Origin of the sequence: Acinetobacter bereziniae (assembly GCF_016576965.1) — a bacterium.
Classification (GTDB): Bacteria; Pseudomonadota; Gammaproteobacteria; order Pseudomonadales; family Moraxellaceae; genus Acinetobacter; species Acinetobacter bereziniae.
This window is the reverse complement of record NZ_CP066119.1, coordinates 438,244-451,615: the sequence shown is the minus strand read 5'-3', so window position 1 is coordinate 451,615 and position 13,372 is coordinate 438,244. Positions and strand designations below refer to the sequence as shown.

The 13,372-nt window shown below is 37.2% G+C and carries 12 protein-coding genes; 4 read left to right on the top strand and 8 right to left on the bottom strand.

The annotated features are described in order from the left end of the window. Positions 1-10: 10 nt before the first annotated feature. Positions 11-622, bottom strand: coding sequence for a DUF1285 domain-containing protein (locus I9192_RS02015; RefSeq protein ID WP_139420416.1), 612 nt, complete (start codon positions 620-622; stop codon positions 11-13). 203 nt (positions 623-825) lie between these two features. Here I9192_RS02015 and I9192_RS02010 point away from each other — a divergent pair, with 203 nt between their 5' ends. Continuing rightward, entirely contained in the window at positions 826-2,538 is a 1,713-nt protein-coding gene (locus I9192_RS02010) for an electron transfer flavoprotein-ubiquinone oxidoreductase (protein ID WP_139420418.1), read from the top strand. Between the two features lie 110 nt (positions 2,539-2,648). Here the strand turns inward: I9192_RS02010 and I9192_RS02005 are convergent, their stop codons facing one another. The 4 genes from I9192_RS02005 to tusA all read right to left on the bottom strand — a co-directional run bounded on the left by I9192_RS02005 (position 2,649) and on the right by tusA (position 8,239). Beyond that, positions 2,649-3,551 (bottom strand): hypothetical protein, encoded by a 903-nt coding sequence (locus I9192_RS02005; RefSeq protein WP_005034234.1) that lies wholly within the window; start codon positions 3,549-3,551, stop codon positions 2,649-2,651. Between the two features lie 13 nt (positions 3,552-3,564). Continuing rightward, a complete protein-coding gene (locus I9192_RS02000) occupies positions 3,565-4,764 on the bottom strand; it encodes a DUF2515 family protein (protein ID WP_005034235.1) in 1,200 nt (399 codons plus the stop codon). Next, positions 4,761-7,580, bottom strand: coding sequence for a type VI secretion system Vgr family protein (locus I9192_RS01995; protein ID WP_005034236.1), 2,820 nt, complete (start codon positions 7,578-7,580; stop codon positions 4,761-4,763). Before I9192_RS01995 ends, I9192_RS02000 begins: the two co-directional genes overlap by 4 nt. A gap of 401 nt (positions 7,581-7,981) precedes the next feature. After that, the gene (tusA, locus tag I9192_RS01990) at positions 7,982-8,239 is read right to left on the bottom strand and encodes a sulfurtransferase TusA (RefSeq protein WP_005034237.1); all 258 of its coding nucleotides are present in this window, start codon (positions 8,237-8,239) and stop codon (positions 7,982-7,984) included. A gap of 190 nt (positions 8,240-8,429) precedes the next feature. Between tusA and I9192_RS01985 the strand changes: the two genes are divergently transcribed. Then, positions 8,430-9,269, top strand: coding sequence for an HlyC/CorC family transporter (locus I9192_RS01985; RefSeq protein ID WP_004825299.1), 840 nt, complete (start codon positions 8,430-8,432; stop codon positions 9,267-9,269). Then, positions 9,266-10,825, top strand: coding sequence for an apolipoprotein N-acyltransferase (gene lnt, locus I9192_RS01980; protein WP_100884415.1), 1,560 nt, complete (start codon positions 9,266-9,268; stop codon positions 10,823-10,825). Before I9192_RS01985 ends, lnt begins: the two co-directional genes overlap by 4 nt. Positions 10,826-10,906: 81 nt before the next feature. On the opposite strand, the gene I9192_RS01975 is transcribed toward lnt, so the two are convergent. Then, the gene (locus I9192_RS01975) at positions 10,907-11,245 is read right to left on the bottom strand and encodes a tRNA-binding protein (protein ID WP_100884414.1); all 339 of its coding nucleotides are present in this window, start codon (positions 11,243-11,245) and stop codon (positions 10,907-10,909) included. Positions 11,246-11,941: 696 nt separating this feature from the next. Between I9192_RS01975 and I9192_RS01970 the strand changes: the two genes are divergently transcribed. After that, the gene (locus I9192_RS01970; RefSeq protein ID WP_005034240.1) at positions 11,942-12,199 is read left to right on the top strand and encodes a DUF2798 domain-containing protein; all 258 of its coding nucleotides are present in this window, start codon (positions 11,942-11,944) and stop codon (positions 12,197-12,199) included. An 84-nt stretch (positions 12,200-12,283) separates the two neighbouring features. Here the strand turns inward: I9192_RS01970 and I9192_RS01965 are convergent, their stop codons facing one another. Both I9192_RS01965 and gspG read right to left on the bottom strand, forming a co-directional pair. Continuing rightward, entirely contained in the window at positions 12,284-12,619 is a 336-nt protein-coding gene (locus I9192_RS01965) for a hypothetical protein (protein WP_005034242.1), read from the bottom strand. A 281-nt stretch (positions 12,620-12,900) separates the two neighbouring features. Beyond that, complete coding sequence (gene gspG / locus I9192_RS01960) at positions 12,901-13,338, bottom strand: type II secretion system major pseudopilin GspG (protein WP_004825310.1); 438 nt, start codon at positions 13,336-13,338, stop codon at positions 12,901-12,903. Between the last annotated feature and the right edge of the window lie 34 nt (positions 13,339-13,372).

Genomic DNA, 13,372 nt, shown 5'->3' with positions numbered 1-13,372 from the left:
AGCTTAAACCTCAAGTGCCTAATTGCAAGTGCAAATCACCACTTTGTAAAGACAAAATGGTATCTCCTTGCTCATTTTCAAGTAAGGTTCCGTATTCAATTAAATGAAAAAAAGCATTGCGTTGAATTAACGCATTTATCCCAAAACGGATATGCACGTATGGTCTTAACTCACCTTGATATTCGCGCATAAAAATAGCATGTTCTTTATCCACCAAACAGATGTCTTGATTGGTGGTAGTGACCTGTAAATAAGTCTGTCCGTCGATCTCGACTTGATCAACCTGATTAACCAATAAAGGCTCATCTTCAACCTCGATTTCAATCTGCTCAACAGGCGTTTTTAAGTAGAATTTCCCTTGTTCCTTCCAAAGCACTTTTGTAAACAGGTCCAACAGCGCTTGACGCTTAATCAATTGACCTTCGTGCCACCATTCTCCATTGGCTTTTACCTTCAAATCCATTTTGCCACAATGCTTTGGTTGCCACTGCTCTAAAGGGGGTATTGACCTTTTGTGACCCGCCTGTACACCTTTTAAGTATTGTGTAATAGACATTAAGTTTTTATTATCAGAATCAGGCTGATTTTGAGCCGCTGATGTTGAATTATTTTGATTTACCATGGTTTATGCCTTGCTGACTAAAAAATAATACGACTCAGCCAATTGGCTAGATTGAGGTTTATAACTATACTAGCGCAAAATATATTATTGGTACGAGCGTTAATTCGTATCTCGGAATTTTTAGAACACTCATGGCAGCACCGATTTATTAATTCCCAATAAATGCTCACGGTTGCCACCCTTAGAAATATGAGGAGTCCTACATGGAACACATCGAACGCGAATCGATGGAGTTTGACGTAGTGATCGTAGGCGCAGGTCCTGCGGGTCTTTCTGCTGCGATTAAAATTCGTCAATTGGCTATTGAAAACAACCTTTCAGACCTTTCTGTCTGTGTGGTTGAAAAAGGCTCTGAAGTTGGTGCGCATATCCTTTCTGGTGCTGTACTTGAACCTCGTGCAATCAATGAACTTTTCCCTGACTGGAAAGAACAAGGTGCACCTTTAAATGTGCCTGTGACTGAGGACAAGACTTATTTCCTCATGTCTGCTGAAAAGTCTCAAGAAGCACCGCATTGGATGGTTCCTAAAACCATGCACAACGATGGCAACTATGTCATTTCATTGGGTAATGTTGTTCGTTGGTTGGGTCAAAAGGCTGAGGAATTAGAAGTTTCTATTTTCCCGGGCTTTGCTGCTTCAGAAGTTCTTTATCATGAAGATGGTTCTGTAAAAGGGATTCAAACTGGTGATATGGGCGTTGGTAAAGATGGTGAACCGACGCATAACTTTACGCCTGGTTATGAACTTCATGCCAAATATACGATTTTTGCAGAAGGTTGCCGTGGACATCTCGGTAAGCGTTTAATTGCAAAATACAACTTAGATCAAGATGCCGATCCGCAACATTATGGTATCGGGATTAAAGAGCTTTGGGAAATCGACCCTGCAAAACATAAACCAGGTTTGGTGATGCATGGTTCAGGTTGGCCACTTGCTGAAACTGGTTCTTCAGGTGGTTGGTGGTTATATCACGCTGAAAACAACCAAGTGACTTTGGGTATGATTGTCGATTTATCTTATGAAAATCCACATATGTATCCATTTGCTGAAATGCAACGTTGGAAAACACACCCACTAATCAAGCAATATCTTGAGGGTGGTAAACGTATTTCTTATGGCGCACGTGCTGTTGTAAAAGGTGGTCTAAACTCACTGCCAAAATTGACTTTCCCGGGTGGATGCCTGATTGGTGATGATGCGGGTTTCTTAAACTTTGCTAAAATCAAAGGCTCTCATACTGCGATGAAATCGGGGATGTTGTGTGGTGAGGCTGTATTTGAAGCAATCCAAGCAGGTCATGCAAAAGGTGGTGATTTAGCCATTGCTCGTGTGACTGAGGGTGAAGACTTCTTTGCGAAAGAGTTGACGGCATATACAGACAAATTCAACAACAGTTGGTTAAAAGAAGAGTTACATCGTTCTCGTAACTTTGGCCCTGCAATGCATAAATTTGGTTTATGGATGGGTGGTGCATTTAACTTTATCGACCAAAATATCTTTAAAGTTCCATTTACTTTACATGATCTTGTGCCTGACTTTAGTGCATTGAAAACTGTAGATGCTTCTACCTTTAAACCGAACTATCCAAAGCCAGATGGTAAATTGACTTTTGACCGTTTGTCTTCTGTATTCGTTTCTAACACGGTACATGAAGAGAATCAGCCAGCACATTTAAAACTGACTGACCCAACGATTCCTGTGAATGTCAACTTACCAAAATGGGATGAGCCTGCTCAGCGTTACTGCCCTGCTGGTGTATATGAAATCATGGAAAATGATGATGGTTCTAAGCGCTTCCAGATTAATGCAGCAAACTGCGTTCACTGTAAGACGTGTGATATTAAAGACCCTTCTCAGAACATCACATGGGTAACACCTGAGGGTGGTGGTGGTCCTAACTATCCAAATATGTAAATCAATAAACCCGCTTCGGCGGGTTTATTATTTCATATTATTTATAGATCAACATTTAATGTATCGTAAGAATCAATTAATTAAAAGCATGATATAAACAAGAAATATAACTAATGAACATTCAAAAATTTAAAAACGTTAGGATTTTGATAATCTTTGTTGATGCTGTAACCAAGCTTTTGCATTTTATTCTCAGATCTATCTCTTTCAATCTTCCATTTATTTAAATCATTAGACAGTAATGTGTTCCAATCTTTATCTCTAATTTTCTCATCATATTGGTAAAAATAATGAGAAAAGAAAGTAACGAAATCCAAATGAATTTTCACATCATCAATAGATTCACGAAAATTTATCGTTAAGATGACATTGTTTTTATAAAATCGAAGAGGTTGACGTTTTAAATCACTCGAATACTTCTCCCATTTTTCTTCACTATCTAAATAAAAACCATCCAAACTCCCGAGATAGTTAGGTATTTTATTATTCGCTTCAAATGATTGCTTTCCAAATATTCTTGGCTCAGACTCGAAGTAAAAGACTTTCCAACCATTTTTATTCAATTGCTTTACAATTCCCTCATAAGCAAGATAACTACTTTTTTCATTAATTTTTTTGGCCTCTATATTACTCATATCAAAACCTATATCAGTAATTCCTTGCTTTGGATAGTTAGCATCTGATACAAAAACTAAATTTTCTAAATGATTGAAAACTAAAACTGTATGGTCATATCCATCTTTTAAATTTAACTTAAGCTTTCTTTCTTGGTTAGTATCTAAATTTGGTCTTATAAAACCTACACTTGCACCTGAACTATATTGTGAAAAAAATTTAGCATTATTACTAATTAAATTTTCTCTAGAATCTCCAACAATAAAACTAATAATATAATCAGATTCATTCATTTTCTTTTCTTCCTGTTTACTCATTGTCTCTGAGGATGAATTACATGCTGCCAAACTGAATATTAGTGCAATTACCAAGACTTGAATGATTTGATTTGAATTCATTATGATTCCCGACTTAAATTATTGGCAATTTTTCAGTTATATCACCTTCAGCTAATCTGGCTAAACAATTTTCCATATAACCAGGATATTTTTTCATAACATAATGAAAATCTTCAGCAATGCGTGTAATAAATTTCATTCTTTCTTTAACTATATATAGCCTTTCGTTTTTTAGCATATCTTCAAAAAACTTATCTTTATCAGATAATCCATTTAATCCTATTGGCAATGTACATGAATTTGTAAATACTGCCTGCCTATTTTGAACGTCTGCAATTAAAGCTCCAAATTGTGTATAGTATGGATGATTACTTTCAAGCTTAGACTGTTTATCAAAGATATCTTTTAATCTCTGATCAGGTTGTCCATTCGGAGAATAAAAACTTTTTTCTAAAACAATATGTTGTTCATGAACAGCAATTGTCATTAAATTATTAAACTGAGCATCTTGTTTCTTTTGGATTATTTTTTCAGTTTCAAAAATTTTTACATATTGAAAAGCTTCTTTCAAATTATTCAAAATATTATCTGAGTATTTAAATTTTTCTAATTTATTATATGCTTCATTATATGGAATTTTATGCATATCATTTGCTACTTTAGTATCATAAGTGTTACCATCTCTTTTTGATAAACAGTCATTAAATGTATTAGAAAATCTACAATAATACTCATGATAAGGATATATATCTAAATAAAGCCAAAGATTACCCTTTAACATACAATATCTCATATAATCAAAATCTGATTTTGTGATCCCACCAGTCGCTATAAAACGTCTATCACTTATATCTATTTTATCTAAAACTTTATTGGCTCCATCAAGAATAACACCACCTCCAATTTTTGAAACAAAATCATCTAATGCTAAAATTCCACAATAAACTTGTTTTGCTGCAATCGCTCCTAAAGCCATCCAATAAAATCGCCCTTTATACTTAACATTACCTATTTTATTTTTTTCTAAATACATTTTCGCATATTGACTAGAAATTAATTTTACTCTTTTTTGATCATCACTTCCTTTATATAAAAATTCTCTCTTAACCTCTCCCCCATGAACAACTTTCTTTATAACTTCTAAGCTTTTATAACTTGTTAAAGCCATATATGATGAGTATTGAACTAATGACCACATATTTTTACAATCAACTTTAGTAATACAATTACTATTACATATTTCATTTGTATCTGTTTCTTGCAATATCGTCATTTTTGTTCCTCTTTATCTTCTATTTCATTAACTATTAAATCTTCGTAATTAAATTCAATCTTTAATTTTTGACTTGATACTGTACCCAATCTTTTAGTGAAACCATTTTTATCACTTTTCCCTAAAAATTGCTCATTAGAGGTAGTATTCGTTATTTTGTAATCTAAATCTGCAAGTTTTTTTCCTAGTGGATCTAATAATTGAAATTTATCATCAAAAATAGAACTTATTGGTAACTTATCAAAACCCACAGCAATTTCTTGTGGTCCCAAAAACTTATGTTGTCCAGCTTTAACTTCAAACAGACCTGGTGTGGTTGGCAAAACACCTGCACCACCAATCTCAATTTGAGTAGTATCAGCAATTAACACAATTTTCTTACTGGCTTTAATCTCAATACGATCTTCAGTCGAAATAATCTGAATGCCTTTACGGGCAATCAAATCTGCACCATCCCCTTGGGCTTGAATCTCCACTTTACCTTTTGCTGCATAAAGCCTTGCACCTTCTTGTGCTGCAAACATACTGATCTTGTTTTGTGCATGCACCAAGAAATTCTTTTGCGTACTCAGATTGACGCTATCCCCTGCACTAAGGCTAATTTGCTTATCCGCAGAGACATGAATGTCTTCATTGCTCGACAAGCCAATTGAATTCGGCGAGGCTAAAACCATCAAGGCTTGTTTAAATGCATCGGCTTGATTCTTGGATTCATCAGACTGATCTTTTTCCAAATCCGAAATAAATGATTTCAAATAATCTAGATTTTCTAAAGGATCAGTCTGTTGATTCTTGGCAACTTCACTTAAGGCTTTGGCATTGTTCAGGCTACTTTCTAGCTGACTTTTGGCTTCGGTTGTATCTAGATGATTACCTGATGCCCCATCTTGTGCATGCGTACTCAGCAGTAAGCCTTGACCTGCACGTACCGCACCCCATTGATCCGTTCTTAGCTCAAAGCCTTCTCCTCGACCTTCGCTGCTATCTGTCTCTTTTGGATGACTGAGGTTGCCAAGATTGAGTTGCGTTGCGCCATGACTGCTGTGTAACTGACTGCTGATCTGGTTGGTGGTATCATCAAATCTCAGTTGGTTATAGCCACTGCCCTGATATTCCTTGCTTTTAATCCCTGCCAATTTCTTGGTATCGGGCAACTTGCCTTGGTCATCAAACTTGCTCGGACTGCGTTGCGCTTCATGGATTCGACCCACCACGAATGGTCTGTCAATGTTGCCATCAAAGAAGTCGATGACAACAATCTCCCCAATCCTTGGTAAGAAACGTGCCCCATAACCTTCGCCTGCCCATGGTGTCAAGACATCAACCCAAGCTGAGTCGGTATCATTGTCATTCGAGCCTGCACCACCATCATGGCTATGGTCTTCATTGCGGGTAAAGAGGAAGCGAACCTTGATACGTCCCCATTCATCCACATGGATTTCTTCTCCACTCGGACCAACCACTTTGGCGCGTTGTGGATACGCCACTGGACGGTGTTTGAGTGGGTTGTATTCTGGTGCCGTACTGATGTTTCTGCGTTGTAAGATCAGCTGATTGGCTTGGCGTTCTTCACTGTTGTTTGTGGGGATACTGGTGAGCTGCCAATGGCTGTGTTCAACTAAACGATTGATTTGTTCGTTGAGGTCTTTGGGTAAATTATTTTGGTTATAAAAGTTTTTGGAGATGATCAAAAACTGCTGATCGGCAGAATCTTTTTGATCGATTTGAGGATGCCCTTTTAGCTCAAGGTAATAGCCGACCTGTGCATCTCGTACCGTCGATATTGCCGTGAATTGTTTGGCTTGGGCATCGTAGTAGTTGCTAAGGTTTTGGTTAAAGCGTTCGATCTGACTGTTGCCTGATGCCGTTGCACCATCTTCCCCATTCAAGTCAGGTATCCATGCAGGGCTAAAGTGCCATACTTGTTCTAAGCCTAGACTAGCATTGTCGTACTGGTCACTGTGCTGATGTTTGCTTTGTACATTGCCAGCACCTTCTTCGGTTTCAAGAATATCGGCTTGCCAACGGTGAATATGTACTGAAGTCGGTTGGAGTGAACGTATACCTGTAAATGATGTAATCGTGTCTTGTTGTTCTACCGCGGAGCTGCGGTGAAAGCGGATGCTTCTGCGTTCTAGCGCAGTGTATTGGCTGTTGTCATCAATTAAACGTAGTTTTTGGGCTTGGATCGGTGCTGAAATGTTGGCAACATTGAGTTCTGCTTCATCAATCAACCAGCTTAAATTTTCACTTCTCATCAAACGAGTAAGTAGATCGTGGTCGCTTTCGTTCATCTGTATAATTAATGGACGAACATCGTAGTCTTTGCTTAGACCAGTTTTATCTAAACTCAAACTAGCAGCAAACAGCGGACTTCTTTGCTGCCACTCTTTATGAAGTATTTCAATAACTTGAATCACCGACTTATTCAGAAACACTCTGCTATTACGGCGTTTATGCCACAGTGACGTTGCATCTTCAAGTTTGAGCTTATAGACCGTCAGTGCACCATCACTTTGTCCCTGTGCAGCTTTGGTAATGATGCCTGTGGTACGGAACAGTTGTCCTCGGTCGGTGACTTGGTCGATTGCAGCTTGGCAACCGATAAATTGTTTGAGTGGAATATTTGCAGATGTTGCAAGACAGATCAGTTCCGCAGACACGCCTTGATTGATGGCATGTTGTCCATCAATGCGTTGCAAGAACACTTGGGCGGTCAAATCAGGATTGCTAAACTGAATATGCAAAGCTCTTTTTTGAGCGGTTAATCCTAATTGATCCAATACTTTATAAATACTATTGACTAAACTATTCATTAGAATGATTTAATTATTATTAACAAATGTGTTTAGATTATACTCAAAAGTCAAAAAACTGTCATTGAAAATTTGTAAAATTTAATATTTTCTTATATTTATCAAAAATATAAAATAACTAAAACCAAGTACGAAGATTATCCAACTTTCTAGACACTCTCATTTGTAATTGATTTTAGAAAGAATTTATTCAAAATCTGTACCACAATTATCGATTATTTTTAAAAGCTTTATCTCTCATTTTTGTATTCAACTTTATATAGATGTTTACTTGTTAATTGGCTTTTAAACATTGATGAGCTGTTGAATATCGCTAGCCAGATGCACTTGATAAAAACAATAAAATTATGTTTATGCATCTGCCTCAACGAATGTTCTATGATTTTGCTATTGTTTAAGAATTAACCTTTTTTGACGAGATAATGAAATTCTTTATTGCCCGCATCATCCAAAATTTCTTCTTGTAAAACGAGTTCATGTCCCAAATGCATACAAAACTTAGGAATATCCCAAGAGGTTGAATTGTCTGTTGCAAAGATTTCAACAACATCGCCAGATTTAGATTTCCGAATTGCTTGATGCAACATCATTACAGGCTCAGGACAACGCAAGCCACGTGTATTTAATTGAATGTTTGCTATAGGCAATGGTTCAGACATATCTCATCTCAAAAAAGCTAAATCAGTCCAAGATTTTAACACAAACTCAAATAATCAATAAGGCTTGTTATCTCTGTGTAAAAATGACGCATGCATTCATCTATTTACCTTATTTAATAGATAGACATCTGTATTTTCTTCGGTATGATAAAAAACATTTACTAGATATTAAGAGTCTTTAGGAAAGATCATGCACGAGGAATCAGGCCCGTCGTGGGGAATGCGTGGCTTACGCAAATGGTTAGGTACAGCACCAGAAACCCGCGATGAACTGCTAAAATTAGTACAAGATTCACGTCGTTTTTTAGAACCCGATACTGTGGCAATGTTAGAGGGCGTGTTGGACCTTCCTGCCACAAAAATTCGTGAAGTAATGACCCCTCGCACAGCGATGGTGAGCTTGCAAGAAGACGACCAACTTCTTGATATTTTAGATGTGCTGATTGAGTCCGCACATTCACGTTTTCCAGTTTTCTCATCTGACCAACCTGAAAACGTGGTAGGGATTTTATTGGCTAAAGATCTATTGCCATTTTTAACCAATCGTAGCTCTGGTGTAGATGTTCATGCATTAATGCGCCAGCCTTTATTCGTCCCTGAAAGTGCGCGATCAGATCAAGTTTTGAGAATGTTAAAAAATACCCAGACTCATATTGCCGTTGTCATTGATGAATATGGTTCAACTGCTGGTTTGGTGACTTTGGAAGATATTCTTGAAGAAATTGTTGGCGAAATTGAAGATGAGCATGACAATGCCGATGAAGAAGCTCAATTTATCATTCCTGATACCACCCATAACATAGCCAATGCATGGATTGTGCAAGCACTTACACCAATTGAACATTTTAACAATGTTTTAGATGCTGAATTTTCCGATGATGAAGTAGAAACTATGGGCGGATTACTGCTTCAGGAAATTGGTTTGGTCAGTGATCTTCAAGGTCAAGTGGTTGAACTTGAAGATTGGCAATTTACCATTGTTGAAGCAGATGCCCGCACTATTCATCTGATTCGAGCTGTACGTAAATGAGAGCCTATTTTGACAAGCTGTTAAATTCATCACAACAACAAAAACAATTGCCCCTCATTTTCCCTTTAATCATCGCATTAATCTCAGGTGCAGTATTTAGTTTAGCACTCGCACCTTATTATTGGTGGTGGCTGGCAATCTTATCACCAGCCTTACTTTATGCTTGCTTAAAAGGTCGTAGTCCTCGTCAAGCCTTTGCCATAGGTCTTAGCTATGGCTTTGGACTGTGGTTTGTTGGGGCATTTTGGCTTTATACCTCCATCCACGTTTATGGTGATACCAACGCAGTCCTCAGCGTATTGATGATTGCAGTTATGGCATTTGTGATGGGGCTATTTACGGCAGTCCAGACATGGGTTTATCGTCGTTTTTTCCCTGAAACCCCATTAACATTTACACCGCTTTGGATCATCTTTGAATGGTCTAAAACATGGGTGTTCACCGGTTTTCCGTGGTTGTTTGCAGGATATGCGTTCACTGAACGATTCTTAGATAGTTATGCGCCTTTATTTGGTGTATTTGCGGTGTCTTTTGCCGTTATTCTTCTTGCCTGTGCCGTGGTGGAAATCCTGAATAGGAAAGTGTTTTGGGTTGTTCCTGCGCTTGTTGTTTTACTTGGCGCCTGGGGAGCTTCTTTTATCACTTTTGTACAACCGAAAGCTGAAAAACCGCTCTCTGTATCGCTCATTCAAGGTAATATTCCTCAAGATTTAAAATGGCTAACCGAATACCAAGTCAAGACTTTAGAAATTTATGTCAACTTAAGTCGTACTGAATGGGGTAGAGATCTCATTGTTTGGCCTGAATCATCCATTCCCCTATTTCAAACAGATATTGAACAATTTTTGGAGATGATGGATCAGCAAGCCAAAAGCTCGGGTACAGCATGGGTGACAGGCATTCCTTATTGGGATTTAAAAGAATCAAAAAAGAATGGCTATCCAATGTATTACAACAGCATGATGGCTTCTGGTGCAGATTCTTCAGGTTTGTATAAAAAACAACGTTTAGTCCCTTTTGGTGAGTACATTCCACTTTCTGGATTGTTATCTTGGGTCTTACCCGCTTTGCAAAATGATCCATCGATGAGTGGCTTTTCTCAAGGTGCATCGAATCAAAAGCCTTTTAATATTAAAGGACATGATTTAGCTGCTGCGATTTGCTATGAAGTTGCTTATCCAAATCTTACCCGACGTAATGCGATCAACAGTGATTTTTTAGTGACTGTTTCGAATGATGCATGGTTTACGGGAACTGCAGGTCCATTACAACATTTGCAAATGGTTCAAATGCGTGCCAAAGAGAATGGGCGTTGGTTTATCCGTGCTACCAACACAGGCGTAACTGCTTTTATTGACCACAATGGACATATCGTAAAACAAGCGCCTGTAGATCAGAAAGCGGTTCTGCGTGGGGATTTACCTGCAATGCAAGGTGAGACGTGGTATACCCGTTTTAGCGATTATCCGATTTTAATTTTATCGCTTTTATTGTTAATTTTAGGTTGGTTTTATCGCCCTAAAACAGTCGACATCAGTTTTAAAGCACGACGCTAAAGCAGCCCCCCAATCGCATCAAAAGCACCTTCTCTATGCATCATAAAGGAGGTGTTTTTGATACGGATATATCATAATGTATTAAAGTAACTTGGTCCCCAAAGGCACATTCAAATCTGGGACACACAAGGCAACATGCCCATCTTGATTATGAAAACCTGTCACTAAACACTCAGATTGAATAGGACCAATTTGTTTCTTTGGGAAATTAATCACAGCAACGACCAACTTTCCAATTAAGTTTTCAGGCTGATAGAGTTGGGTAATCTGCGCACTGGATTTTTTAATACCAATCTCTTCTCCAAAATCGACATGTAAAATATAAGCAGGATTACGCGCCTTCTCAAATACTTCAGCTTGAATAATTTTTCCTACACGTAATTCCACTTTAAAAAAGTCATTCCATTCAATTTGTTGCATTTGGGTTTCCTCTTTCTATTGATCACCATAAATATCTAGGATCTGCTGACAATTCACCTATGTTTGCGACTATGTGTGTTTTTAGCCGACACTAGGCAAAAAATACGAAATTTAGCCACTCTAAATGATGAGAAACACTGTTTTACAGGGGAACGACGAAGCGATACAAAACACACGAGTCCCCCCGCTGCAACTTGCGCTACAAACAAAGTCATGCTTTTTTTGCTCAGGGTTGTGGTTCAAATTATCTCAGCCGGTGTTATGAAACTTGAAAATAGTCTCGCTATTCTCTTCCTTTCCTTGCGGAGTATATTCCTCATGCCTGCTCAATTTTAACCTACAGCGCAAGCCATTTATGAAATGTCAACAGCCCTAGCATCTTAAATAAATTTAGCCCCATCGACCTTATATGAAATGGACAATGAATCATTTAAAAAGGACATTTATTCAACATATCAAATTTTTAAAAAACGAATCTAATTCAATTATATGTCGCTATACTTTACCTGCCATTCACTGATTTTTTCTTTCAATTGTTTCTCGCTTTATGCTACATTAGCTGTGCTGATCATAAAGCCGTAAACGTTTACGTCAATCAACGTGCCAACATATCTCCAACAAGGCTTGGAGCTATTTTTTATCAAAATTTGAATATTTTGATGTGGCACTGGCGTTTGTTGGTTTACGGAGTAAAAAATGCAAAAATCTCAATCTTTTTATTTAAGAAAAATTCCAAATCGTTATACTGCAATTGTAATGCCTTTCTTTTTATCAATTATTATGACCTTTATTGTGTCATGTATTAGTACGTTGAGAAGTATGGGTTTCGACAATTTTTCCGTCAATACGTGGGTTTCAGCATGGGGAATTTCATGGCTGATCGCATTTCCAGTATTGCTTCTGGTTTTACCGATTGTGCGTAAAATAACGATGCTTATTGTTCAACCGAGTTAATTGGATTAAATTTCAGTTTTTAATCAAAACAGTAAAACACAGAAACGAAAAACCGAGGACATTTCCTCGGTTTTAACGCACCAATTAAATTTGAGTCACTAAATATGACAACATGCCTGCTAGAAACAGCATAGGAACATAACGGTATAAACGTACTAAATATTGTTCTAATAATGATGAGAATTCAGTTTTTAACTGAATCACCGTTAAATTTAAAGCATTATAAAAACTGATAATAGATAATGCACTAAATACGCTAATCGCCATAAACCCAATCACGATTTGACTACTGGCATCAGCATTTTGCCAAAGGTTTAAAAAAAACTGGCTAATCGGCAATAAGCTCAAAATTAAAAGAACAGATTTGAGCATCGTCCAATGAAATTGGCTAATTTCATCTGATAATAATAATGCTTTCATCTCATCCTCCAAGCAATTTAAATTGCCTTGAGAACTATTATGCAAGCTTTTTAATAAATAAAAAGTCTATTTTTATTCACAATTTAACATTCTTGTAACTATCAAATATGGGAATAATTCTTATTATAACTCTCAAACATTAATTATTTAATATAATTGATAAATTTCAATGGCTTATAATATATTTATCAAATAAGAAATATTATCACTTCACTCCACATTTATTATCTCGATAAAGTGAAGTGATTAATTCCATAAAGTACTGCAAAAAATACTTTTAATTATGGCTGGTAATAAATATCAGCATCGTTTCCTTCGCCGCCCTGTTTACCATCGGCACCAAAAGAATATAAATCAAACTTACGACCTTCTGAACCCGGAATGACATATTGAATATCATTTTCCCAACTGTCTTTTGGATAGCCACCTTTAACATAACCACCTGGTAACCAGTTTTTCGCTGTTGCAGGTTGGTTGACCAACGCATCTAAACCACCTTCTTGGCTATTTGGATAATGACCATTGTCCAACTTATATTGATCAAGTGCACCTGCCACACCTTTTAAAGTAATCTTTGTGGTATCAACTTTGGCTTTTTCTCCACGTCCCATCACATTCGGCACGATCAAAGCGGCAAGTACACCTAAAATCACAATCACAACCATCACTTCAATTAAGGTAAAACCTGACTGACGAGTCCTATTCATCTTACGTAGCATCTACTTACTCTCTATTCTTTATAAAAATAATTGG

What these genes read in the sequence shown, in the direction of transcription:
- I9192_RS02015 (WP_139420416.1), bottom strand. Translation starts at nt 622, where the DNA reads ATGGTAAATCAAAATAATTCAACATCAGCGGCTCAAAATCAGCCTGAT.
- I9192_RS02010 (WP_139420418.1), top strand. Translation starts at nt 826, where the DNA reads ATGGAACACATCGAACGCGAATCGATGGAGTTTGACGTAGTGATCGTA.
- I9192_RS02005 (WP_005034234.1), bottom strand. Translation starts at nt 3,551, where the DNA reads ATGAATTCAAATCAAATCATTCAAGTCTTGGTAATTGCACTAATATTC.
- I9192_RS02000 (WP_005034235.1), bottom strand. Translation starts at nt 4,764, where the DNA reads ATGACGATATTGCAAGAAACAGATACAAATGAAATATGTAATAGTAAT.
- I9192_RS01995 (WP_005034236.1), bottom strand. Translation starts at nt 7,580, where the DNA reads ATGAATAGTTTAGTCAATAGTATTTATAAAGTATTGGATCAATTAGGA.
- tusA (WP_005034237.1), bottom strand. Translation starts at nt 8,239, where the DNA reads ATGTCTGAACCATTGCCTATAGCAAACATTCAATTAAATACACGTGGC.
- I9192_RS01985 (WP_004825299.1), top strand. Translation starts at nt 8,430, where the DNA reads ATGCACGAGGAATCAGGCCCGTCGTGGGGAATGCGTGGCTTACGCAAA.
- lnt (WP_100884415.1), top strand. Translation starts at nt 9,266, where the DNA reads ATGAGAGCCTATTTTGACAAGCTGTTAAATTCATCACAACAACAAAAA.
- I9192_RS01975 (WP_100884414.1), bottom strand. Translation starts at nt 11,245, where the DNA reads ATGCAACAAATTGAATGGAATGACTTTTTTAAAGTGGAATTACGTGTA.
- I9192_RS01970 (WP_005034240.1), top strand. Translation starts at nt 11,942, where the DNA reads ATGCAAAAATCTCAATCTTTTTATTTAAGAAAAATTCCAAATCGTTAT.
- I9192_RS01965 (WP_005034242.1), bottom strand. Translation starts at nt 12,619, where the DNA reads ATGAAAGCATTATTATTATCAGATGAAATTAGCCAATTTCATTGGACG.
- gspG (WP_004825310.1), bottom strand. Translation starts at nt 13,338, where the DNA reads ATGCTACGTAAGATGAATAGGACTCGTCAGTCAGGTTTTACCTTAATT.